This is a genomic window from Pseudomonas sp. GW821-FHT02A08 (assembly GCF_059422045.1).
Genome location: NZ_JBWKWD010000015.1, coordinates 28,761 through 50,489 on the forward strand (window position 1 = coordinate 28,761; position 21,729 = coordinate 50,489).

Consider the following 21,729-nt stretch of genomic DNA (forward strand, 5'->3'; position numbering starts at 1 on the left):
TATCCGATGCCAACCTTGTCGGGCAGCGCCGTGCAATGGATGGGGGCGCTTACTTCAGACTCCCGGCCAGAAACTGCTGGAGGCGTTCGGACTGCGGGTTGACCAGCACTTGACGCGGGTCGCCGCGCTCCTGGACAACGCCCTTGTGCAGGAACACCAGTTGGTTCGAAACCTCGCGGGCAAAGCCCATTTCGTGAGTCACCACTACCATGGTGCGGCCTTCCTGCGCCAGATCCTGCATGACTTTAAGCACCTCGCCGACCAGTTCGGGGTCGAGCGCCGACGTCGGCTCATCGAACAGCATCACTTGCGGTTCCATCGCCAGCGCACGGGCAATGGCCACGCGCTGCTGCTCGCCACCGGACATATGCGCCGGCCAGGCGTTCATGCGGTGCGCCACACCGACTTTGTTCAGGTAGTGCTCGGCCTTTTCCCGTGCCTCTTTCTTGCCCAGGCCCAGCACATGCACCGGCGCTTCCATGACGTTCTCCAGAGCGCTCATGTGGGACCAGAGATTGAAGTGTTGAAACACCATCGAAAGCTGCGAACGCATGCGTTGCAACTGTTTGGGTTCGGCCGCCTTCAGTCCGCCGAGCTTGTTGGCCACCAGCTTGAGCGGTTCGCCATTGAGTACGATGTTGCCCGCATTGGGTTGCTCCAGCAGGTTGATGCAGCGCAGGAACGTACTTTTGCCAGAGCCGCTGGAACCGATGATGCTGATCACGTCACCGGCCTGAGCCTGCAGCGACACGCCCTTGAGCACCTGGTGCGCGCCGTAGCTTTTATGCAGGTCTTGAACTTCGAGTTTGTACATGGTTTGAACTCTCTGGAATCAGTCGCTGAGCAAGCGACCCTGGCGAATGGGGGTGACGCCTGCCACTTTGGCCAGCCACAATCCCGGCTGGGCAAAGCGCAGCCGTTCGCGGGCATAGAGAATGCCGGCGGTGCTGGCGCTCACCACGCTATGGCGGTCGGTCAGCGGGTCGATGACTTCGAATAGCGGATCGCCGACCTTGACGTGCGCGCCCAGCGGTTGCAGAAAACTCACCACACCCGGATGGGGCGCACAGGCGTACTGCGCGCCGGCGAATGGCATGGCCTGACAATGGCTCGGCGGTGCCGCTGGCCAGTCACCGCTGATCAGGCCCTGTTCGGCGAGATACCCGAGAATGGCCTGTGCACTGTCGACGCATTGCTCGCGTTCGGTGTCTGCCATGCCCCGCAATTCAATGGTGGTGGCTGCGCACGCCAAGGGAATATCGGCTTCGGGAAACAGCTCGGCCAGGCGTAGCCATGCAATGGCGCAGGCTTCGTCGAAGGCACTGCCGCCCGCATCTTCGGCCAGTAACGTGACCCCGGCGCCGAGGCGGGCTGCCAGAGACTGCAAGCGTGGCCAGATTTGCGGCATCGCATACATCAACATGATCGATTCGAAATCGCAGTGCAGGTCCAGCACCACATCGGCGTCACAGGCATGCTGCAGCAACAGGCGGCGCAGGCCGTCGAGTTCCGAGGTCGCTGCCGGCATGGCGGCCAGGGCATCGACCATGGCGCGGCGGATGAGTGCGATGTTGGCGTCGGCATCGTCGCCCAATCGGCCTTCCAGCAGCGGAGCAACGGCATCGACCAACACAGGGAAGTCGCGATTGAAATTCTTGCCGCTGGAGAACTCGAAGCGCCCCTGGTGGGTGGCCTGGAACATCTGGGCGATACCGATCGGATTGGCCATGGGCACCAACTCGATCACCCCACTGAGGCGGCCTTGTGTTTCCAGCTCCAGAAGACGGCGCTTGAGTTCGACGGCAACGCGCATCCCCGGCAATTCGTCGGCATGCAATGACGCCTGGATGTAGGCCTTGCGTGGTCCGCTGCCGAAACGGAACAGCGACAGCGTTCGTTCGGTGCCCGAGGCACTCCACGGCAACAGGTATTGAATGTGCTCCATAGCAGCTCCTTAGTGCTTGCGCGGTGCCAGATACGCCAGCCAGCGGCGCTCGGCCAGCTTGAACAGGCGCACCAGGATGAAGGTCAGGGCGAGGTAGATGAGGCCGGCGGTAATGAAAGCCTCGAACGGTAGATAGAACCGTGAGCTGACTGTACGCGCGGCCCCGGTGATATCGACGAGAGTGACGATGGAGGCCAGGCTGGTGGTTTGCAGCATCATCAGCACTTCGTTGCTGTATTGCGGCAATGCCCGGCGCAAGGCCGACGGCATGAGAATGCGGCGATACAGGGTCAGGCGTGACATGCCCATGGCCCTGGCGGCTTCGATCTCGCCATGGTTGGTGGATTTCAAACTGCCGGCCAGCAACTCTGCGCTATAGGCACTGGTGTTGATCGCGAAGGCCAGGCAGGCGCAAAAGGTGGCGCTGGAGAGGTAAGGCCAGAGCACGCTTTGGCGCACCGCTTCGAACTGCGCCAGGCCGTAATAGATCAGGAACAATTGCACCAGCATCGGCGTGCCGCGAATCACGTAGGTATAGAGCCAGGCCGGGAAGTTGATCAGCGGCGATCGCGACACCCGCATCAGTGCCAGTGGAATCGCCAGGACCAGACCCAGGGCCAGGGAAATGAGCAGGACTTTGAGGGTCAACAAGGCGCCATTGAAGTACAGCGGCAGGTTTTCCCAGATCAGGTTGTAGTCGAGAATCATGGGCGGCTCCCCTCACAACTCGGCGGCTTTGATGCCGACCGAGTAGTGTTTTTCCAGATAGCGCAGCACCAGCAAGGACAGGCTGGTGAGCATCAGATACAGCGCCGCCACCGCGAGGAAAAACGTAAATGGCTCGTGTGTGGCATCCGCTGCGTTCTTGGCTTTGAACATCATGTCCTGCAAGCCGATCACCGAGATCAGTGCGGTGGATTTGGTCAGCACCAGCCAATTGTTGGTGAACCCGGGGATGGCGAAACGAATCATCTGCGGGACCAGAATTCGCCAGAACACCTGCGCACCGCCCATGCCATAGGCCACGCCGGCCTCGGTCTGACCCTTGGAAATCGCCATGAAGGCGCCGCGAAAGGTCTCCGAGAGGTAGGCGCCAAAAATGAAGCCCATGGTGCAGACGCCGGCGATAAAGGGGTTGATGTCGATATAGCGGTTATAACCGAGCGCCAGGGCGATGCGGTTCACCAGATCCTGGCCGCCGTAGAAGATCAGCAGAATCAGCACCAGGTCTGGAATACCGCGAATCAGGGTGGTGTAGCTTTCCCCGAGCATGGCCAGCCATTTGAGCGGTGACAAGCGAAAGGCCGCGCCGATCAGGCCCAGGGCAATCGCCAGGGACATGGAGGTCAAGGCCAGGTTTATGGTCAGCCAGGCGCCATCGAGAATGCTCGATCCGTAGCCGTGAAGCATGATGATGTTCCTCAAGCGAGCGCCGCGAGGCGCGCAAGACACGTCCCGACAGACGCCTGCGCAGGGCCGGCGTCGGGGCTGGGTCAGTGGGGCTGGGGTCAGGGGTAAGGCTTACTCGCCGTAGATATCGAACGCGAAGTACCTGGCCATCACTTGCTGGTACTTGCCATTGGCGCGAATGGCGTCAATCGCGGCACTCAGGCGCGCAACGTTGGCACTGTCGCCTTTGCGCACGGCGATCCCGGCGCCCCGGCCGAAATACTTCGGGTCGTTGATGTCGGGCCCTGTGAGTGCGAAGCCCTGGCCGGCGGGTGTCTTGATGAAGCTCTCATCGGTGTTGACGATGTCGGCGAGGGTGGCGTCCAGGCGACCCGAGGCGAGATCGAGGAAGGCTTCATTCTGTGAGCCATAGCGCACCACAACGACGCCGGCTTTTTCCAGTTGCTCGGTGGCAAAACGGTCGTAAGTCGAGGAGCGTTGCACGCCGACTTTCTTGCCCTTGAGGTCCACCAAAGGGTCATTGATCAGGTTGCCGGCCTTCATCGCGAACTTGCCCGGCGTGTGGTAGTACTTTTTGCTGAAGTCCACGGACTTCATCCGGTCTTCCGTGATTGACATCGACGACAGCACGGCATCGATCTTGCGCACTTTGAGCGACGGGATCATGCCGTCGAACTCCTGAATGACCCACTCGCACTTGACCTTCATTTCTTCGCACAAGGCATTGCCGATGTCGTAGTCGAACCCGCTGACGTTGCCTTCAGGCGTCTTGAAGGAGAAGGGCGGGTAGGCGGCTTCGATACCGATACGCAGGCTGTCTTCGTCGGCATGTGCCAGGAAGCTGAAAGCGCACAGCGCCAGAGCACCTAGAAGTTCTGTCTTGTTCATATTGTTGACTCCTTGGAGGGCATTTGGGGGAAACGGGTGCCCGCCATCCGGGTTGGCGTGGTGGATCAGTCCTGTGATCGGCGAGGCTATAAATGACACAATAAAATTCCATATGCAAGATAACTGAAAAAAATCATATCAGTTCGGGGCGTGATGGTGCTCCAATGGGCCAGGTTGAAGTTCTTGCCAACCCATGCGTCAGTCCTGATTCTGTTTTTTTGAACTCGGGCTGAATGCACTTATCCAAAAAAATGTGGGAATGTTTCCCGCGTGACGATGCCAACTGGCTCTGAGGGATCGTGCGGATACCGCAGTGGCTCGTAATGCTGCAGATTTATGGCCGTGCCGGTTGGCCGGTCGTTCCAATGGGCGGCCGGGAACTCACTGGACGTTGCGTTCGATACGGAGGTGACGACGCAACTCCATGCGGAGGTGCATCATGCTGCTCAAGAAATGTTTATTGGCTCTGGCCATCGGCGCAGTCCTGTCGGCATCGACTGTCCTGGTGCCCGATTACATCGGTAGCTTCTCCAGCGTGTACGCCAAGGATGGTGGCAACGGTGGAGGCGGTGGTGGTCACGGTGGCGGTGGCGGCTCTGGAGGTGGTGGCCACGGTGGTGATGGCGGTGGCGGTCACGGTGCCGGCGGCCATGGCGCAGAGGGTGGCGATCATGGCGCTGCAGGCCATGACGGTGACGGTCATGGAGGCCCGGGACGCGGCGACGCTGACCATGGTGGTGTGGCCGGGAACAGAGGCCCGGGCAATGCCCATGACAACGACGCTGACGACGCTGATCACGATGCTGACAACGATGCCGCCGATGCAGCCCGGGATGCCGCCAAGGCTGATGCCAATGCAGCCCGGGACGCTGCCAGAGCGACTGCGGATGCAGCCCGTGATGCGGCAAAAGCCACTGCCGATGCCGCCCGTGACGCCGCCAGGGCTGAGGCAGATGCCGCCCGTGATGCCGCAAAAGCTGCTGGCGTAGCGGACGAAGATGCAGACGCAGCCAGAGACGCTGCCCGTGCCGCTGCAGATGCAGCGAGGGATGCCGCCAAGGCCGACGCAGATGCCGCCAGGGATGCTGCCCGGGCTACCGCGGATGCCGCGAGGGACGCAGCCAAAGCCGAGGCGAAGGCAGCCAGAGAGGCCGCCAAAGCCGTGGCGAAGGACGCCAGAGAAGATGTGGCGGACGCCCCGGATGCCCCGGACGAACCGGATTTCGACACGGTTGAGGTAGAGAACTAGCCTGCACGTTCGGCAATGAACACGGCAGGCATACCGTAGAAAACGTCCCGGGAGCTTGAGGGACGTATCGGCGAAGAGTCGCAAGCCCCGAAGCGTCGTGGGGGTTGCGACTTTTTTTCGGCTATCGGGACTGGGGGAACATTTCTACGGTCAGATCGCTCGCTGATTCACGCGCTGACTCAGTTCTTCTGCGGATTCTTTGCGTTCCGAGTAGCGGTCAACCAGATCGGGGCGATCCCGTAGCAGCAGGGTAAATTTCACCAGTTCCTCCATGACGTCCACCACCCTGTCGTACAGCGACGAGGGTTTCATGCGGTTGGCGTCGTCAAACTCCAGAAAAGCCTTTGGCACGGAGGATTGATTGGGGATGGTGAACATGCGCATCCAGCGCCCCAGCACACGAAGCTGATTCACCACATTGAAGGACTGGGAGCCGCCGCAGACCTGCATGACCGCGAGGGTTTTCCCCTGGGTCGGGCGAACGGCCCCCAGCGCCAAAGGCACCCAGTCGATTTGCGCCTTGAACACTGCGGACATGGAACCGTGGCGCTCTGGCGAGCACCAGACCTGGCCTTCGGACCATAGCATCAGTTCGAGCAGTTCCTGGACTTTCGGGTGATCAGAGGGCGCGTCGTCCGGTAGCGGCAGGCCTGATGGGTTGAAGATCCGTGTCTCGGCGCCGAAGTGTTCGAGCAACCGGGCTGCTTCCTCGACCAGCAGGCGACTGAACGAGCGCGCACGAGTCGAGCCGTATAGCAACAGGATGCGCGGCTTGTGCCGGTCGTCGCGTCCATGGGTAATGGGCTGGGTCAGCGATGTGTCGAGATTGGGCAGGGGATGGGTCATGGGGGCTCCGGTCAAAGCGTGCCGATGCGGTCGAGTTCCCGCTTCAGCGCATCGCGGTCAAGTTGTGCAAAAGGCAGGTCGAGCAATGCCCGGCAGCGCGTTTCGATGCGCGCCAGGGTTGAGTGGAACGCCGCCGATACCGTCGCTTCATCGCCCTGTATGTCCGATGGGTCTTCCAGGCCCCAATGAGCTTTCAGTGCCGGCCCGAAGTATACGGGGCACGCCTCGCCGGCGGCCTTGTCGCAGACCGTAATGACGATGTCCGGCGGGTTGGCTTCGAAAGCTTCATTGCCTTTGCTGCTCAAACCGTCGATGGCGATACCGGCCTCTTGCAACGTGCTCAGGCTGCGGGGCAGCACCTGGCCCTTGGGGAAGCTACCGGCGCTGACCGCCTCAAAACCTTCGGGGGCGAGATGGTTGAACATCGCTTCGGACAGGATGCTGCGACAGCTATTGGCGGTACACATAAACAGAACGCGCATGGTGACTCCTCTTTGCAGTCGCACAGGGCTAGACGCTCAGGCGCAGGGCCAGGGCAGACAAGGTGATGAACAGAATCGGCAGCGTCAGGACCACGCCGACCTTGAAGTAGTAACCCCAGGTAATGCGGATGCCCTTGCGCTCCAGGACATGCAGCCAGAGCAAGGTGGCCAGGCTGCCGATGGGGGTGATCTTGGGGCCCAGGTCAGAGCCGATGACATTGGCGTAGATCATGGCCTCACGCACCACACCGGTGGCGTCGCTGGCCTGGATCGACAGGGCACCGACCAGCACCGTCGGCATGTTGTTCATGCCCGATGACAGCAAGGCCGTGAGCAGGCCAGTGCCCAGCGCGGCGCCCCAGATGCCGAATTCGGCCATGCGGTTCAGGGCCATGGTCATGTAGGTGGTCAGCCCGGCGTTTTTCAGCCCGTACACCACCAGGTACATGCCCAGCGAAAAAATCACGACTTGCCAGGGCGCCTCGCGCAGCACCCGTCGCGTTGAAATCACATGCCCACGCGCCGCCACGGCGAACAGCATCGCGGCACAGACCGCTGCGATTACGCTGACCGGAATGCCCAAGGGTTCCAGCGCAAACAGCCCGATCAGCAACAGAGCCAGGACCATCCAGCCGACGCGGAAAGTCAGGGGATCACGCACGGCGCGTCGCGGATCCATCACGTCATCGAGAGCGTAGTGCCTGGGGATGTCGCGGCGGAAAAACCGGTACAGCACCACGAGGGTGGTCGCCACGGCAACGAAGTTGACCGGCACCATGATGGCGGCGTACTCGCTGAAGCCCAGGTCGAAGTAGTCGGCCGAAACGATATTGACGAGGTTGGACACCACCAGGGGCAGGCTCGCCGTGTCGGCGATAAAGCCGGCCGCCATGACGAACGCCAGGGTAGAGGCTGGCGAAAAACGCAGTGCGAGCAGTATTGAAACAACGATGGGGGTCAGGATCAGGGCTGCACCGTCGTTGGCAAACAGGGCGGATACACCGGCCCCCAGCAGTATCGTGAATACGAACAGGCGCCGTCCGTCGCCCTTGGCCCAGCGCGCCACATGCAAGGCCGCCCACTGGAAAAACCCGGCCTCATCGAGCAGCAGACTGATGATGATCAGCGAAATGAAGGTCGCGGTGGCGTTCCAGACAATGGCCCACACCAGTGGAATATCGTTCAGTGTCACGACACCTGCCAGCAGGGCCAGGATGGCGCCCAGGGAGGCGCTCCAGCCGACGCCCAGGCCTTTGGGTTGCCAGATGACCAACACCATGGTGAGCAGGAAAATGCTAAACGCAGTAAGCATGCGAAGTCTCGATGAATGGAGGGTCAGCAGCAGGCGGAAGTGTTGAGCGGACGGTCGCCCATCGCGGCAAGGCGGGTGCTGTCGTTCGCAAGCCAGTCGGCGTTTGCCAGCAAGGTTGTCTCGAGAACGTCGCGAACCCACCCGGGCAGATCAGGGTTGAGCCGGTAATACACCCACTGCCCCTGGCGGCGGTCGAGAAGCAGGCCGCAACCTCGAAGCTGGGCAAGATGGCGGGAAATTTTGGGCTGACTGTCGTCCAGGGCGCAGACCAGTTCACACACGCATAACTCGCCTTCACGCGTGATGAGCAAGGTGGCCCGGGCGCGGGTTTCGTCGGACAGGCATTTGAATACGGCGGCAGGATTGAGCATTGGCGTGGCTCGATACATATGGTTATTCGAATATACGTTTTTCCATATGTGTAGTGCAAGCCGCTCGGGCCTGAAAAGGGCAAGTCTCGGCCCGGCCAGGTTGTTCAGGTATGGGATAGACTCGAGCCAATTCGGCAAAAGGCACAGGAGAGGTGATGAATGGAATCATTTAGCGTACGCGAGTTGAAAGTGACTGACGCTCAAGCGTTGCTGGCGTTCGAAACCCAGAACCGTGAATGGTTCGAATCCCATATCGATGCGCGCGCCCCTGCTTTTTACTCGTTGCAGGGTGTCGCCGATCATATCGAAAGCTATTTGTCCGATTTCGCCATTGGTGCCTGGCACCCCTTTGTCATCGAGGATTGCAGCCAGAGGATCGTCGGTCGAGCCAATCTGAAAAGCATCGACTCATCGACCCGTTCCGCTGAAGTCGGCTATCGGATTGCTGAGTGCGCAAGCGGCCAAGGGCTGGCGACACTGGCGCTGAGGCACCTGATCCAGGAGGCGCGGATGCGCTGGGGGCTTGTGCAACTGGTTGCGTATGCCTTCAAGGAAAACGCCGGCTCCAGAAAGGTACTGGATCGGTGCGGATTCAAGCTTGAGCAACCCTCCTGCAACGACAACACGGGGGACGAAGACCGGTTCGTCCTGTCGATCAGATAACGGCTTTCAACCGTTCTGCAGGCTTGTAGCAGGTCATGCCTGCTACTCCTGATCTTCAGGCACCTCTTTCCAGCTGTCATCCGGATCAAAGCGCTTCATCGCCAGCGCCAGTTTTTCACTCTCGGGCCCCAGGTCTTTCTCGAACACCTGGCCTTCATGGCTGATCATGAAACTCATCACGCCGGTGTCGTCGTACTTCGCCGGCCAGGCGATGAGCGCAAAGCCGCGGCTCATCTTGTCGCCGATCAGGTAGCTGTAGGCGCCACCCGGTGCCGAAGGACCCTGGCCATGAAGGATGCGGAAGCGGTAGCCGTGCCATTCTTCGTCGGCAATGGCTTTGCCGAACGAAGGCCCCAACGGGCTGATCTGGCCGCTGTCGTCTTCGGCCCAATAGAGTCCGTCGTGCTTGCCGGGGGTGCTGAAGATTTTCTGCGCATACTCGAGTGCGCCATCATCGTCACGATCCACCGACGCATAGTCCATCTGGGCGTCGTGATAGGCCAGTACCGATTGCACCGCGGCAAGTTCATTGCGGCCGATTTGACGGGCACGGATCTCGGTACTGCCGGCCTTCATGTCGAAACGCCAACCGTCCGCGGCCTTGGTCATGGGGATGGGCAGCGTCCAGTTCTCACTGCCAACCGCCAGGATGGCCTTGCGGTCGCTGGTGTTTTCAATGTGGTGTTGCTCGCGGTATTGCTGCAAGAACGCATCCACATCTTCGCGCTGCACGCCTTCGCGGGGGATGTAGCTGTGCCAGTCGCTGCCCAGCAGTTCGGTCAGGCGTGCTTGGTCGGAGTGTTCGGTACCCAGTGCTTCGACAAAGGCTTCTGCTGCCTTTTCTGGCGTTGGAAAGGCCTGCTGTGCCGTCGCCATGCACGACCACGACAACCCGGCGGCTATAACCAGGACATGAGGGAGCAAACCCGTGAGTCCCTTCAATCGAGGATGGTTTTTCAACGACGGCCCCCCCTTTGACGCGCTGGTGGATTGGACGGCCGGTTGACCTGGTGACCGCCCGATCGCGAGGCACTGGGGCGTTGGGCGGATGCCTGGCTGGCCCGGCCACGATTGGCCTGGACGTTGGCCTGTGACGGCGAGCGTGCGCCGGCGAACGCATTGTTGCGGGCACTACCGGCACTGGCGGCGGGGCGTTTACTCGTCGCTTGCCGCGTCTGAGCGGAGCCTTCTCTGCGCTGATTCGTCTGGGCACTCTGGTTCCTGGCCTGCTGGGTCTCCCTCCTGGGCTGTTGATTGTCCCGGGTGTTTCTGGCCGTGCCCTGGCTTCTGTCAACGGCCTTGGGTCTGTCCGCACCGGCCTGCAGCCGATCGCCGCCTGCGGTTCCGGACTGGAGTTTGCGCGTTTGATCACGGGCTTCGCGGTTGCTGGTGGCTGGTCGTTCGATACCGTGCTTGTCCATTGAGGTGCGGGCATTTTCACGGGCTTGGGCGCGCTGGGTATTCTCTCCGCGATAGGCTTGCCGCTGATTGGAGCCGTTCAGTTGTCGGCCGTACTGTGCGCGGCTCGCATTGTCTCGATAGGGCACGCCATTGCGATGCACCGGATTGTGCTGCCATTTGTTGTTGGTGATCCGGTTGTTGGCGTTGATGTTGTTGTAGCGATTGACGTCGATGTCGACGTCGTTATTGCCCCAGTCACATTCACCCCACAACGATCCAATGATCGCTACACCGGCACCGAACGCGAGCCCGGCCATCAGGGCCTGACCAGGGTAATAGGCCGGTGGCGGTGGGTAGTACACGGGCGGTGACGCCGGGTAGGCCCAGGTGCCGTAGGTGGTTGTGGGGTTATAGGTGGGGACGTACACCACCTGCGGATCGGCAGGCTGGATGATGATGGTGGAGTTGCCGGCCGGGGCCGCTTCAGGGGCTGGAGCCGGTGCCGCAGTCGTGGTCTCTGGCGCTGGCGCCGCGACATTCTGGATCGTCACGTTCTGATACTGGTTGCTCTGCAGATTGCCGGCTGCCTGGGCCTGGCGACGCAAGCGTTGCGCGCTTTCCATGACATCGTCGGGCTGCGCCAGGAAGGCATCCCCCAGGCGCTGGACCCAGACGGGATCCTGTCCCAGCATTGCCAGAACCTGCGGGAAGGCGACCAGTGCCTGCACGCTCGGATCCCAGGGCTGGTTCGCCACCTGTTTGACCGCATCGTCACCCTTGGCGTCCGGGTGGGCTTTGGACCAGTTGACTGCCTCGCCGACTTCCCCGGGATAGGTGGTGGCCATCAGCACCTGTGCAAACAGGGGGTCCGGGTAAAGCGCAATGGGCGCCAGCATCTGATCCAGCTGTTCCTGGGTAAACACCGGATCCTTGGCCACCGGGGCGGCGGGCGCTGTAGTGGCTGCGCTTGCCGGTGCAGCGGCGGCGGGCGCCGGGGCCGGTGCGGTAGCGGTTCCATCCGTACCCAGTGCCAGGCAGGGCGATCCGCTCAAGAGCAGAAAGGCCGACAACGCGTAAAGTAATGGATTGTGCATTGCAACCCCCATGGGGTCAGGCAGGCTTGAAATGAGTGGGTCAACCTCTGGCAGTCAAAGCCGTCTTTGCAAGCCACAGAGCCCGGCTTTGGCACCGCTTCCTAATGGTAGCAGTTGATTCGAAGAGTCAAGGCTGCCCGTAAAATTGCGCCTCGATCACTGGGCACTGGCATCACTTTCGTGTTCTTCGGCGAATGCCATGAACACCTTCAGGTCCAGCACATCCAGCTTGATCCGGGCGATGAACGCCGAGAAGGCCAGGTTGGCGGCCAGCAGGCGCAGGTCGCTGGCCCAGGCGGGAAGATAGACCGGCCTCTTGAGCCAACCGGACTCGAACAGTGGCGCCAGGCGCACGGTGTCGGCCAGGCTGAGTCGCCCGGCAAACAGATGCCCCACCAGTTCCGGCCGGTTATCGCGGATTGCAATGCGCAGCAAGGTGTGGACGCCGAGCAGCCCGGTCAGGTAAGCGGCGTCCTTGGTGAACGCCGAACCGCCCCGCAGGTCGGCGCCGCGGAACACCCGTTGGGTCGAGCGGAAGGATTCCTCTTCTGACTGTCCGGCCGCCAGAAAACCTTCGAACACCTGGATGAAGTCGGCACCCTCCAGCGCCTGCTGGACGGCGAGCACGCGCAGGGCCAGGCGACGCAGGCGGTTGATGTCCATGCTGCCGGTGAACAGTTCGGCCAGGGTGGCAATGCCTTCCTGGGTCTGGGTCGTGCGGGGCGCCCCCAGGCCCAGGCTTGTCAGGTTGGGTTGGCGCGCACCGTTCTGTGCGGTGGCGACATGCACGAAGGCCTCGTGTTGCAACAGCTGATGCTTGTCCAGCTCCGAGAACAGCGCGCTGGCCCGCAGGCGAATGCGGCTCGATCCGGCGATGGCCTTGGCGGCCAGGTTCGGATCGAGCACGACCGTGATCTGTCCGACGCCGAAGAAGCGGTCCAGTTCCGGTTGAATCCAGGCGGCGAACGCCTTGGCCGGGATCTCGGCCGGGCAGGGTGGAATTCGCGCACCGCCCAGCAGGGCATCGGTGGTCTTGAGGAAGAACCGGGCCGCGTCGAGCATGCTCAGTTGCAAGCGCGTGTAGTAGAAGTCCGGACGGCGGTACAGCGCTGACGAATATTGGGTAAAGGCGGGAGTGCCGATGGCCCCCAGCATGTGTCCGGCCGTGGCATAGCTACGGGCGGTCATGGCGAGGAAATTTCCGGCCGGATGCCCCACATCGCAATGGCTGATAAAGCTTTCCAGGGCGGCGATGTCGGCGCTGTGGTCGCAGGGTTGCAACTCGACCCTGGGTAACTCGGCCCGTCCGCCGCGCCATTTGGCCAGGAAGTCTTCCTCGACGCCATCCGGCCAGGACAGGGCATCGAGCACGCGAATCTTGCGGGTCAGGCCGGGCAGGGCGGCATCGAGTTCGGACAGGGCGGCGGCGCTCATGGATAGCTCCTTGAGGGACGAGGTGACGTTACAAAAGCTTAGTCGTCGCGGGCGGTTGCGTGTTGATCCGTACGGGCAAAGTCGATGAAGGCCTTGAGCGCTGCGGGCACATGACGGCGGCTGGGGTAATACAGGTGCAGGCCCGGGTAAAAGGGGCACCAATCGGCCAGTACCTGGATCAAGCGGCCATCGGCCAGGTACGCGGTGACCATGTCCTCGAACACGTAGGCCAGACCCACACCTTGCAACGCCGGGCCGATCATCAGGCTGACATCGCCGAGCGTGAGCGGGCCGCTGACGTCGATTTCCTGGGTGATCGCGCCGCGTTCGAATTCCCAGCGGTACATCGAGCCGCTGGGGAAGCGATGGCGGATGCACGGGATGCCATGCAAGTCCTCGGGTTTTCGGGGGGCGGCATTTCGCTCGAAGAATGCCGGCGAGCCCACGACCACCGAGCGCATGTTCGGCCCGATAGGCCGCGAGACCATGTCGGCTTCCAGACGGCTGCCGAAACGTACCCCCGCATCAAAACCGCCAGCCACCACGTCGACCAACGCGTCGCTTTCGACGATCTCAAGGCGGATATCCGGATACTCCTTGAGGAATTGGCTGACAATCGGCAAGAGCACCAACTCACACGCCTGTCGGCCTGCTGTTATGCGCAGGTTCCCTGAGGGCTTGTCGCGAAAGCTATTAAGGTCTTCCAAGGCATCATCGATGTCTCGGAAGACCGGTTTGAGCCGTACGAAAAGTCGTTCTCCGGCGTCAGTCAACGCCACGCTGCGTGTTGTGCGATTGAACAGGCGTACGCCCAGGCGATTCTCCAGAGCTCGCAATGAGTGACTGAGTGCCGAGGGCGTCAGACCCAGTTCGACCGCTGCCCGGCTGAAGTTCAGGTGCCGGGCGATGCACAGGAAGATCGACAGGTCGGCGGTGGAGGGGGATTTCATTTGTGAGTGCCTTTCACAAAGTCATGCAAAATTGCTGGGATTATCACATCAGTAGCACAGCCTTAAAGTGGCATCAACTCATCGAGAAGGCCCGGCAACAACGCTCGGGTCGCTGACAGGAGGAGTTGAAATGCGTACCTGGTTCATTACTGGCGCTTCCCGTGGTTTTGGCACCCTCATCGCAGAACACGCCCTGCGTGCCGGCGACGCGGTCATTGCCACCGCCCGCAAACCACAAGACATCACCGATCGCCTGGGCGATCACCCGAACCTTTTGGCCGTGCGGCTGGACGTCACCCGCGAGGAAGAGGCGCATCAGGCGGTTGCCGAAGGCATCAAGCGTTTCGGGCGCATTGATGTGCTGATCAACAATGCCGGTTTCGGCGTGCTGGGCGCGGTGGAAGAGACCAGTGCCAGCGAAACGCAGCGCCTGTTCGCCACCAACGTGTTCGGCGTGCTCAACGTCACCCGCGCGGTACTGCCGCACATGCGTCGCCAGCGTTGTGGTCATGTGATCAATATCTCGTCGATCGGCGGCTATCAGGCCTACATGGGCTGGGGCGTCTACGGTTCCACCAAGTTTGCGGTGGAGGGCATTACCGAAGCGCTGCATCAGGAGCTGGCGCCTCTGGGCATCCATGCGACGGTTGTCGAACCCGGGTTCTTCCGCACCGACTTCCTGGACGAGCAGTCGCTGATCAAGACCGCCCTGGAACTGCCGGACTACGAGGAAACCGTCGGCAAGATGCGCCAGTTTGCCGAAGGCGCCAACCATGCGCAGCCTGGCGATCCGGTGAAGTTTGCCGAAGCGATGCTCGCGCTGGTCAACGCCTCGAAACCGCCACAACGCCTGGCGCTGGGCAGCGACACTGTTGCACGCATCGAGGCGAAAAACCGCTTGGTGGAGGCAGAACTGACTGAATGGAAAGCGTTGGCGCTGTCCACAGACTTCGAGGTTTGAATCCAGGTCTTTGCGGGTGTCTTGCAACACCGGGCGGGTCCCGGTTGTTGCATTGACCGTGATAACTTTCAATGCAATGAAGGCTTCTAACCCATGTCGACCGCGACTTGCTGCAGCCAGTCGAGGAACTCGCAAAAGCCGCTCGAATGCTTCACTCGCTTGGGGTAGACCAAGGTGTATCGACCGCCGGTAACGATGCGACCGTCGTGCACGCGTGTCAGTTGCCCGGTGAGCAATTCATCGCGGGTGAGCACGGCGTCCACGAGCGCGATGCCCTGGCCGCATTTCACGGCGACGATGGCGGACTCAAGCGTATCGAACGTCAGGTGAGCGTTGTCGCCCCCGGTTGAACCAGGGTAGTACTCTTCCCAGCGACGCCAGTCCAGACGATCCATGCTCGAGTCCACCAGCCGCGCACTCTTGAGTACCGCTTGCGGGGTCGTCCCGGCGAGCAATGCCGGTGAGCACACCGGAATCAGTTCTTCCTCCCAGAGCTCCAACACTTCGAAGTCGGGCCATGTGGCTGTTCCGTAGGCGATCATGGCGTCGATCGATTCAAACGCAAAGTCGGGAAAACGGTGATACACCGTGTCGACGCTGACGGTCACTTCGGGGTGCAATTGATAAAACGCGGTCAGCCGCGGAATCAACCAGCGTGCCGCCATGGTGGGATGGGCGCGCAGGCTGACACTTCTGCCCACCGTTGCGAGCATGTGCGACGCATCCGAGAGCAATCCAATGACCTGCTCGGCAACCGGCACCAGCGCGCTGCCTTCGGCGGTGAGCACGATTTTGCGCGTGTGCCGCTCGAACAGGCGGGTGTCCAGGCGCGTCTCCAGTTGCGCGACCTGCCTGCTGACCGCGCTTTGGCTGAGGTTGAGCTGCTCACCTGCCTTGCCAAAGTTGCCCGTTTTCGCAACCGTGAGAAATGCCTGCAATAGCTCGATCGATGGCAGTTGGCGGCTCATGTTTCTATGCGTTCCTCACATGGGATTAATGCAGATACATCGCTGTTCATTCGAATGATCGGGGCACATTCTTAGCCGAAACATCGACGCCGCGCTACGCGTCATTCTCAATGTGATGGCCCCCTTATGAACTCACCTGAAGCGGTATTTGCCACTGTGTCGGCATCCAGCCACGAGCGCCTGCCCCGTGAAGTCGACGTGGCGATCATCGGCGGCGGCCTGATGGGTTGTGCGTGTGCGTATTACCTTAGCAAAGCGGGCGCCAGGGTCATTGTCCTGGAAAAAAGCACCCTGGCGGGTCAGCAATCGTCCCGCGCCTGGGGCTTTGTCCGCCAGCAATCCCGTGACGAGGCCGAAGTGCCGCTGATGCAAGCCAGCATCAACATCTGGCGCTCGCTGGAGCACGAACTCCAGGCCGACCTGGGATGGCGCAACGATGGCTGTCTGTTTGTCGCGGGCAATGAGGCCGAACGAGACGGCTACGAATCCTGGCTGACGGTCGCCCGCAGCTTTTCGGTCGATACCGTCATGCTGTCGGCGCGTGAGGTGACAAAGAAACTGCCGGGTTACGCCGTGCCGCAAATGGGTGGTTTGTTCACGGCCAGCGATGGCCAGGCGGAGCCCACGCTGGTGGCTCGCGCCTTCGCCAGGCGCGCCCTGGAACTGGGGGCGTGCATCGTCGAACAGTGCGGTGCCAAAGGTATCGACGTGGCCGCGGGTCAGGTCGTGGGCGTTGAAACCGAACGGGGTTACGTGAAGGCGAACACCGTGGTGTGCGCCGCCGGTGTCACCTCATACCGCCTGCTTAAACTGCTGGGTATCTCGCTGCCGCAGCAGCTGGTCCGGGGGACGGTGGCGCGGACCACGCCGGGACCTGCGCTGAGCGGCATTTCCACGATTGCCAACGGCGTGGGGTTTCGGCAACGGATCGATGGCAGCTTCAACATTGCGGACGACGCCCATGTCGACGTCGACATGACGCTTGGCCATCTGCGCGCACTGCATTGGTATGCGCCTTCGCTGTGGGCGCACCGTAAGTCTTTCCGGTTCAATCTCAATGGGGCCTGCCTGACGGACCTGCACCAGCGCATGCCGTGGTCGCAAGCATCGCGCTCAGGCGCCGGGATTCACCAGCGCAATCCGCTGATCAAGCCCAACGACAAAGGATTGGCAGCGGCCATGGGGGCGCTCAAGGCCGCGTTCCCCGGGCAGATCAATACGCAGATCGTTGACCGCTGGGCGGGCGGCATCGATGTCCTGCCGGACGGCATTCCGGTCATCGACGCGCAGACGTCGCCGCGCGGCCTCGCCGTCGCCACCGGCTTCTGCGGCCACGGCTTTGCCATGGGGCCCATCGTGGGCAAAACCCTGGCGAACTGGATCGACTCGGGCGATCCGGGGCTGGACATGCGCCAGCTGCGTCTGTCGCGGTTCGCCGAGGGTGACGTCAAGCCGCCATCTTCACTGTTCTAGTCGATATCCACGCGCCTGCCTTTGGAGGGCATCACGGTGACAAAACCTCTCGCACCCAACACCTACTACGATCCCGCGTCGGTGGCAGGCAAGGCGCCGCCGATCAACGACCAGACCGACATTCTGATTGTAGGCGCCGGTCCCGCCGGGCTGGCTGCCGCCCTGACCGCGGCCGGCCATGGCCTGCGCGTCACGCTGGTGGACGAAAATCCGGTGCCCCTGGAAACCATGGGCGAGGAGGTGCCGCTGCATTTCGGCGCAAGAATGGGCGCTGCGGTCGCCAATCGCAACAGTGTGCTGCAGACCCTCCTTGACGCCCGCCCGGAGATTGCCGAGGCGCTTGAAGCCGGTGTCGATGTGCGGCTGGGCACGGCCGTCTGGGGGCTGTTTCCCCAACAACCCACCACAGCGTGGATCGAGGGCGCCGTCGCCGGTCTGGCCGATGAGCAAAACACCTGCCTGCTGGGTTTCAAGCAGGTGATCGTCGCCGCCGGAAGGCGTGACATGGGGCTCGCGTTTGACGGTTGGCATCACCCCGGCGTCATGGGCGTCAGCGCGGCTCATCGGCTGGCGACGGTTTACCAGGCGCTGGAATGCAAGCGCGCCGTGCTGGTCGGCAGCGATACACAAGCGCTGGCGACGGCCCATGCGCTGCTCGGCAGGGGTGTGCAGATTGCTGCAATCATTGAACAGGCCGGGCAGGTGAGCGGCGATGCAACGCTGCTCGGCCTGCTGATCGAACAGGGCGCCCGGGTCTTGACCGGGCATGTCGTGCGCGAGGCGCTCGGCGATGCATCCGGTGTCAGGCGGATTACCGCTGTCGCTGTCGACGCGCAGGGCCGCCACCTGCGCGAGGCGGTGCAAGAGATCGAATGCGACACGGTACTGCTGGGCGTGGCGGCCATTCCATCGATCGAACTGGTCGAAGCAGCAGGGTGCAGCGCTTCATTTCAAGCCAGTCGCGGCGGCCATGTTCCTGACACGGACGGCGCACAGCGCACTTCGTTGCCGTTCGTTCTGGTAGCTGGCGACTGCGCCGGTGTCTGGGCATCGAAAAGCCTCGACGAGCGTATTGCCCGACACGAAGGGCAAGTCGCCGCACACACGGCGCTTGCCGCACTGGGTATCGATATCGCCCGACACGACGAGGCGGTTGTGCCTGACGAGCCTGTTTTCGACATCGCCGCCTATCGCACGGCGTGGGTGCTCGCGTCCACGATCCATGGGCAGAACCAACCCTTTGTTTGCCAGTGCGAGGAGGTGACGGCCAGCGAAATCCTGGCGCAACAGCCGCCGCGATACCTGGGCTGGGCACCCGCCGATGCCGCCTTGGCCAGCACGATGCAGAACAGTTCGCTCAACCCGGATGTGACCAAGCGTCTGACACGTGCCTGCATGGGGCCGTGCCAGGGCCGCCGTTGCCGCGAGCAGGTCGCTTGCCTGCTCGGTATCGGCGCCGGCGTGAGTGTTGACGCCATTGCACTGGCTTCGTTTCGTCCGCCGGTCCGCCCACTGTCGCTGCAACAGGCAGGCCAGATCGAGGAATCGCCGCAGATGCGCAGTCGCTGGGATGCATGGTTCGACATGCCGTCGCAGTGGATGCCGTTCTGGCTGTGCACCGGGCAACAGACCACGGCCAGGCACCCGCAAGACGCGGGCCCTGACTCCATTCCGACGTCTAACGAGGTCTGACATCATGCAAACAGTCAAGAAGTCCTCCAACAGTGCGAGCGTGGTGATCATCGGGGGCGGTGTGACCGGATTGAGTGCCGCCTGGTGGCTGGCACGCGATGGCGCCGATGTGTTGGTCCTGGAAGCCGGCATGATTGGCTGGGGCGCCTCGGGACGTAACGGCGGCGGTTGTTCGCATCACCACAGTCCGCTGTTTGTCGAAGAACAGCGGCTCTGGCCGATGCTCGATGAGCTGCTCGGCTATCCGACCGAGTATCGTGCGGACCGCATCAGTATCGACCTCACCGAACAGCAGATTGCGCTCGATGAAAAAGTCGTGGGCGAAGCCGCCTGGTACGGCTTGCGTACCGATCGGCTGGACCCTCGACAGGTGCGTGAGCTGGTCCCCTTTGCCGGTGACAACGTGTTGGCCGGCTATTACTACCATTTCGGCGGCCACGCCAACCCGCACCGTACCCTGCAGGCTTACGCGTGGGCGCTGCAGAATCTCGGCGGCCGGATAAACGAACACTCGCCCGTCGTTGCCATCGAACGCCACGGCGAGCGCGTGACGGGCGTGCGCACGGCACAAGGCCTGATCACCTGCGACCACCTGGTGATTGCCGCGGGGCCGCACACCGGAGCCTTGGCGGCGCAACTGGACGTCGATATTCCGCTGGTGACCGCGCGTGCCGAGATGATCGTCACCGAGCCGCTGCCGTTACTTGAGGTCGGCGGTGTGGACGGTAATGGTCTGTATGGCCGGCAAACCCTGCGCGGCAACCTGGCGTACGGTGGTGGCCCCCACGAATGGGTCGAGCTCGCCGATCTGCACGGCACTCGCCCGCAGTCGACGCCCCTGCAATGCAATATCGCCAGGCGACTGGCCGAACTCTTTCCCAAGGTGGCGCATAAACGCGTGATTCGCAGTTGGGCCGGGTTCATCGAAAACACACCGGACGGTCGTCCTGTCATCGATCGTCCTGCGGGGCTGGATAACGTCACCGTTGCGACACTGTCCGGTGTCGGTTTCGGACTCTCGCCGGCCAGCGGTCATGCCATTCGCGATCTCGTCGTCGACGGCACGTGCAGTTTCGCGGACCTGACGACGTTTTCACTCTCACGTTTTGCGGCCCTGGAGCGGGACTGGCAAGCCATCCAGGGCTGGCTGCCATTGCCTGCTCCCGGGGTATGAACAAGGTTGAGATGAAAGTCGCTGCGCGTAATTGGACCGTTTATTTGTCACTATCCTCCTGATAAAAAAAGGATCGACCATGAAACGAATATTCCGCAATCTGACGTTGCTGGCCTCAATCGGCATGACGCTGTGTTCCTTTTCGACGCTCGCCAGTGCAGCACAGGAAACGCTGCGTTTCGGGGTGGCCGCCGAGCCGTATCCGCCATTTCTGGTCAAGACACCTACCGGGCAATTCACCGGCTTCGAGCCGGATCTGATCCGGGCGCTCTGCGAGCAAATGAAAGCCCAGTGCGAGATCAGGGAAGTGGCATGGGACGGCATCATTCCCGCACTGCTCTCCAACAAGTTCGACGTACTCTTCAACTCGATGGGGATCAGTCCGGAACGCCAGAAAGTCATTGCCTTCTCGCGGCCATACTACGAAACGACGGGGATCTTTGTCGCCGCGAAGAACGTCGACCTGACACTCACGCCAGAAGGTCTGGCGGGCAAGTCCATCGGTGTGCAGGGCTCGACCACCAACGCCGAGTTCATCCGTTCCGCTTACGGGAACACCTCGACTATCCGTATCTACAACACGCAGGACGACTGCAATGCCGACCTGCTGGCTGGCCGGATCGACATCATGTTCCTCGACAAGCTTGGCGACATCGAATTCCTGAAGTCCGCTGACGGGGCGACGTTCGAGGAGAAAGGCACCGGCAGCGTCAAGATGGACCCCTTGCTCTATGGACTGGGCGTAGGGGCGGGCCTGCGCAAAAGTGATACCGAGCTCAAGACGCGAATCGATCTGGCGCTGACGCAATTGCATGATTCAGGCAAGTACACGCAGATATCGCAGAAGTACTTCCCGATCGATTTGTGGCCGGAGTGAAGGCTGAGCGCCGCAAAGCGGCCCTATAGGTGCTGCTTTGCGCCCCTCGGGTTACTCCATGACCGGTGTCGGTTCCTCATTGGCCAAGGCTTTCGGGGCCTTTCCAGGTAGTCCTTGATCGACCCTGCGTCGAAGGCCCGGTTGAAGGGTGTGACGTAGGCGCCGATCTGCTCGTGGTTGGCCTGGATGTTCTGGGTCAGCAGCACGGTGACGATGGAGATCCCGACACTGGAGCCGACATTGCGCGACAGACTGTAGAGCCCGGTGCCTTCGGCGCGCAAGGAGGCGGGCAGGGTCGCGAAGGCACCGTGGTCATTGGCACGAACAGCATGCCCAGACTGGTGCCCTGGATGAAGCCGACCCAGATGACGGATTGCATCGACACATCCGGCGTCCAGCCGGTCATCAGTCCCATCGACAGGGTGCGCATCCCGCGTCCGCTGACCAGCAACCGTGCACAACCGATCCACAGCACTGCGGTCGCGACCACCATGAAGGCGATGCCCACACTGGGATGTGAAAATGCAAAACGGCGCCCC

General features: G+C 61.9%; 21 protein-coding genes and 1 pseudogene. 7 read left to right on the forward strand and 15 right to left on the reverse strand.

Annotation, left to right across the window (positions count from 1 at the left end):
- Positions 1-49: 49 nt before the first annotated feature.
- The 5 genes from AC07W4_RS12935 to AC07W4_RS12955 form a co-directional block, all read right to left on the reverse strand.
- Positions 50-814 (reverse strand): ABC transporter ATP-binding protein, encoded by a 765-nt coding sequence (locus tag AC07W4_RS12935; RefSeq protein WP_495032678.1) that lies wholly within the window; start codon positions 812-814, stop codon positions 50-52.
- Positions 815-832: 18 nt separating this feature from the next.
- Positions 833-1,945: a succinylglutamate desuccinylase/aspartoacylase family protein gene (locus tag AC07W4_RS12940; RefSeq protein ID WP_495032679.1), complete on the reverse strand. Its 1,113-nt coding sequence runs from the start codon at positions 1,943-1,945 to the stop codon at positions 833-835.
- A 9-nt stretch (positions 1,946-1,954) separates the two neighbouring features.
- Positions 1,955-2,653 carry an ABC transporter permease gene (locus AC07W4_RS12945; RefSeq protein WP_008046412.1) on the reverse strand — a complete coding sequence of 233 codons (699 nt, stop codon included), beginning with the start codon at positions 2,651-2,653 and terminating at the stop codon, positions 1,955-1,957.
- Positions 2,654-2,665: 12 nt separating this feature from the next.
- Positions 2,666-3,355: an ABC transporter permease gene (locus AC07W4_RS12950; RefSeq protein ID WP_495032680.1), complete on the reverse strand. Its 690-nt coding sequence runs from the start codon at positions 3,353-3,355 to the stop codon at positions 2,666-2,668.
- 111 nt (positions 3,356-3,466) lie between these two features.
- Positions 3,467-4,243: an ABC transporter substrate-binding protein gene (locus tag AC07W4_RS12955; protein WP_495032681.1), complete on the reverse strand. Its 777-nt coding sequence runs from the start codon at positions 4,241-4,243 to the stop codon at positions 3,467-3,469.
- 439 nt (positions 4,244-4,682) lie between these two features.
- Between AC07W4_RS12955 and AC07W4_RS12960 the strand changes: the two genes are divergently transcribed.
- The gene (locus AC07W4_RS12960; RefSeq protein ID WP_495032682.1) at positions 4,683-5,492 is read left to right on the forward strand and encodes a hypothetical protein; all 810 of its coding nucleotides are present in this window, start codon (positions 4,683-4,685) and stop codon (positions 5,490-5,492) included.
- A 150-nt stretch (positions 5,493-5,642) separates the two neighbouring features.
- On the opposite strand, the gene arsH is transcribed toward AC07W4_RS12960, so the two are convergent.
- Genes arsH through AC07W4_RS12980 form a run of 4 tightly spaced genes read right to left on the reverse strand, consistent with a single transcriptional unit; the run spans position 5,643 to position 8,503 of the window.
- A complete protein-coding gene (gene arsH, locus AC07W4_RS12965; protein ID WP_495032683.1) occupies positions 5,643-6,338 on the reverse strand; it encodes an arsenical resistance protein ArsH in 696 nt (231 codons plus the stop codon).
- A gap of 11 nt (positions 6,339-6,349) precedes the next feature.
- Positions 6,350-6,820 carry an arsenate reductase ArsC gene (locus AC07W4_RS12970; RefSeq protein WP_008046429.1) on the reverse strand — a complete coding sequence of 157 codons (471 nt, stop codon included), beginning with the start codon at positions 6,818-6,820 and terminating at the stop codon, positions 6,350-6,352.
- A gap of 28 nt (positions 6,821-6,848) precedes the next feature.
- Entirely contained in the window at positions 6,849-8,132 is a 1,284-nt protein-coding gene (locus AC07W4_RS12975; RefSeq protein ID WP_008046431.1) for an arsenic transporter, read from the reverse strand.
- Positions 8,133-8,155: 23 nt separating this feature from the next.
- Positions 8,156-8,503, reverse strand: coding sequence for a metalloregulator ArsR/SmtB family transcription factor (locus tag AC07W4_RS12980; RefSeq protein WP_008046432.1), 348 nt, complete (start codon positions 8,501-8,503; stop codon positions 8,156-8,158).
- Between the two features lie 159 nt (positions 8,504-8,662).
- On the opposite strand from AC07W4_RS12980, the gene AC07W4_RS12985 reads away from it, so the two are divergent.
- A complete protein-coding gene (locus AC07W4_RS12985; protein ID WP_495032684.1) occupies positions 8,663-9,166 on the forward strand; it encodes a GNAT family N-acetyltransferase in 504 nt (167 codons plus the stop codon).
- Positions 9,167-9,208: 42 nt separating this feature from the next.
- Here the strand turns inward: AC07W4_RS12985 and AC07W4_RS12990 are convergent, their stop codons facing one another.
- The 4 genes from AC07W4_RS12990 to AC07W4_RS13005 all read right to left on the reverse strand — a co-directional run bounded on the left by AC07W4_RS12990 (position 9,209) and on the right by AC07W4_RS13005 (position 14,045).
- Complete coding sequence (locus tag AC07W4_RS12990; protein ID WP_495032685.1) at positions 9,209-10,042, reverse strand: DUF2950 domain-containing protein; 834 nt, start codon at positions 10,040-10,042, stop codon at positions 9,209-9,211.
- A gap of 80 nt (positions 10,043-10,122) precedes the next feature.
- On the reverse strand, positions 10,123-11,661 hold the full coding sequence (locus AC07W4_RS12995; protein ID WP_495032686.1) for a DUF3300 domain-containing protein: 1,539 nt from the start codon (positions 11,659-11,661) through the stop codon (positions 10,123-10,125).
- Positions 11,662-11,817: 156 nt separating this feature from the next.
- A complete protein-coding gene (locus tag AC07W4_RS13000) occupies positions 11,818-13,095 on the reverse strand; it encodes a peptidase MATCAP family protein (protein WP_495032687.1) in 1,278 nt (425 codons plus the stop codon).
- 38 nt (positions 13,096-13,133) lie between these two features.
- Positions 13,134-14,045 (reverse strand): LysR family transcriptional regulator, encoded by a 912-nt coding sequence (locus AC07W4_RS13005; protein ID WP_495032688.1) that lies wholly within the window; start codon positions 14,043-14,045, stop codon positions 13,134-13,136.
- A 130-nt stretch (positions 14,046-14,175) separates the two neighbouring features.
- Here AC07W4_RS13005 and AC07W4_RS13010 point away from each other — a divergent pair, with 130 nt between their 5' ends.
- On the forward strand, positions 14,176-15,006 hold the full coding sequence (locus AC07W4_RS13010) for an oxidoreductase (RefSeq protein WP_495032689.1): 831 nt from the start codon (positions 14,176-14,178) through the stop codon (positions 15,004-15,006).
- An 86-nt stretch (positions 15,007-15,092) separates the two neighbouring features.
- Here AC07W4_RS13010 and AC07W4_RS13015 read toward each other — a convergent pair whose 3' ends face one another.
- Entirely contained in the window at positions 15,093-15,974 is an 882-nt protein-coding gene (locus AC07W4_RS13015; RefSeq protein ID WP_495032690.1) for a LysR family transcriptional regulator, read from the reverse strand.
- Positions 15,975-16,100: 126 nt separating this feature from the next.
- On the opposite strand from AC07W4_RS13015, the gene AC07W4_RS13020 reads away from it, so the two are divergent.
- The 4 genes from AC07W4_RS13020 (at position 16,101) to AC07W4_RS13035 (ending at position 21,190) form a co-directional block, all read left to right on the forward strand.
- Positions 16,101-17,447, forward strand: coding sequence for an NAD(P)/FAD-dependent oxidoreductase (locus tag AC07W4_RS13020; protein ID WP_495032691.1), 1,347 nt, complete (start codon positions 16,101-16,103; stop codon positions 17,445-17,447).
- Between the two features lie 36 nt (positions 17,448-17,483).
- On the forward strand, positions 17,484-19,139 hold the full coding sequence (locus tag AC07W4_RS13025; protein WP_495032692.1) for an FAD-dependent oxidoreductase: 1,656 nt from the start codon (positions 17,484-17,486) through the stop codon (positions 19,137-19,139).
- A gap of 4 nt (positions 19,140-19,143) precedes the next feature.
- Entirely contained in the window at positions 19,144-20,313 is a 1,170-nt protein-coding gene (locus AC07W4_RS13030) for an NAD(P)/FAD-dependent oxidoreductase (protein WP_495032693.1), read from the forward strand.
- A gap of 79 nt (positions 20,314-20,392) precedes the next feature.
- Positions 20,393-21,190, forward strand: a complete 798-nt coding sequence (locus AC07W4_RS13035; protein ID WP_495032694.1) for a transporter substrate-binding domain-containing protein — start codon at positions 20,393-20,395, stop codon at positions 21,188-21,190.
- Between the two features lie 424 nt (positions 21,191-21,614).
- On the opposite strand, the pseudogene AC07W4_RS13040 reads toward AC07W4_RS13035, so the two are convergent.
- Positions 21,615-21,698 (reverse strand): annotated as a pseudogene (locus AC07W4_RS13040) (ABC transporter permease); the annotation flags it as partial.
- Between the last annotated feature and the right edge of the window lie 31 nt (positions 21,699-21,729).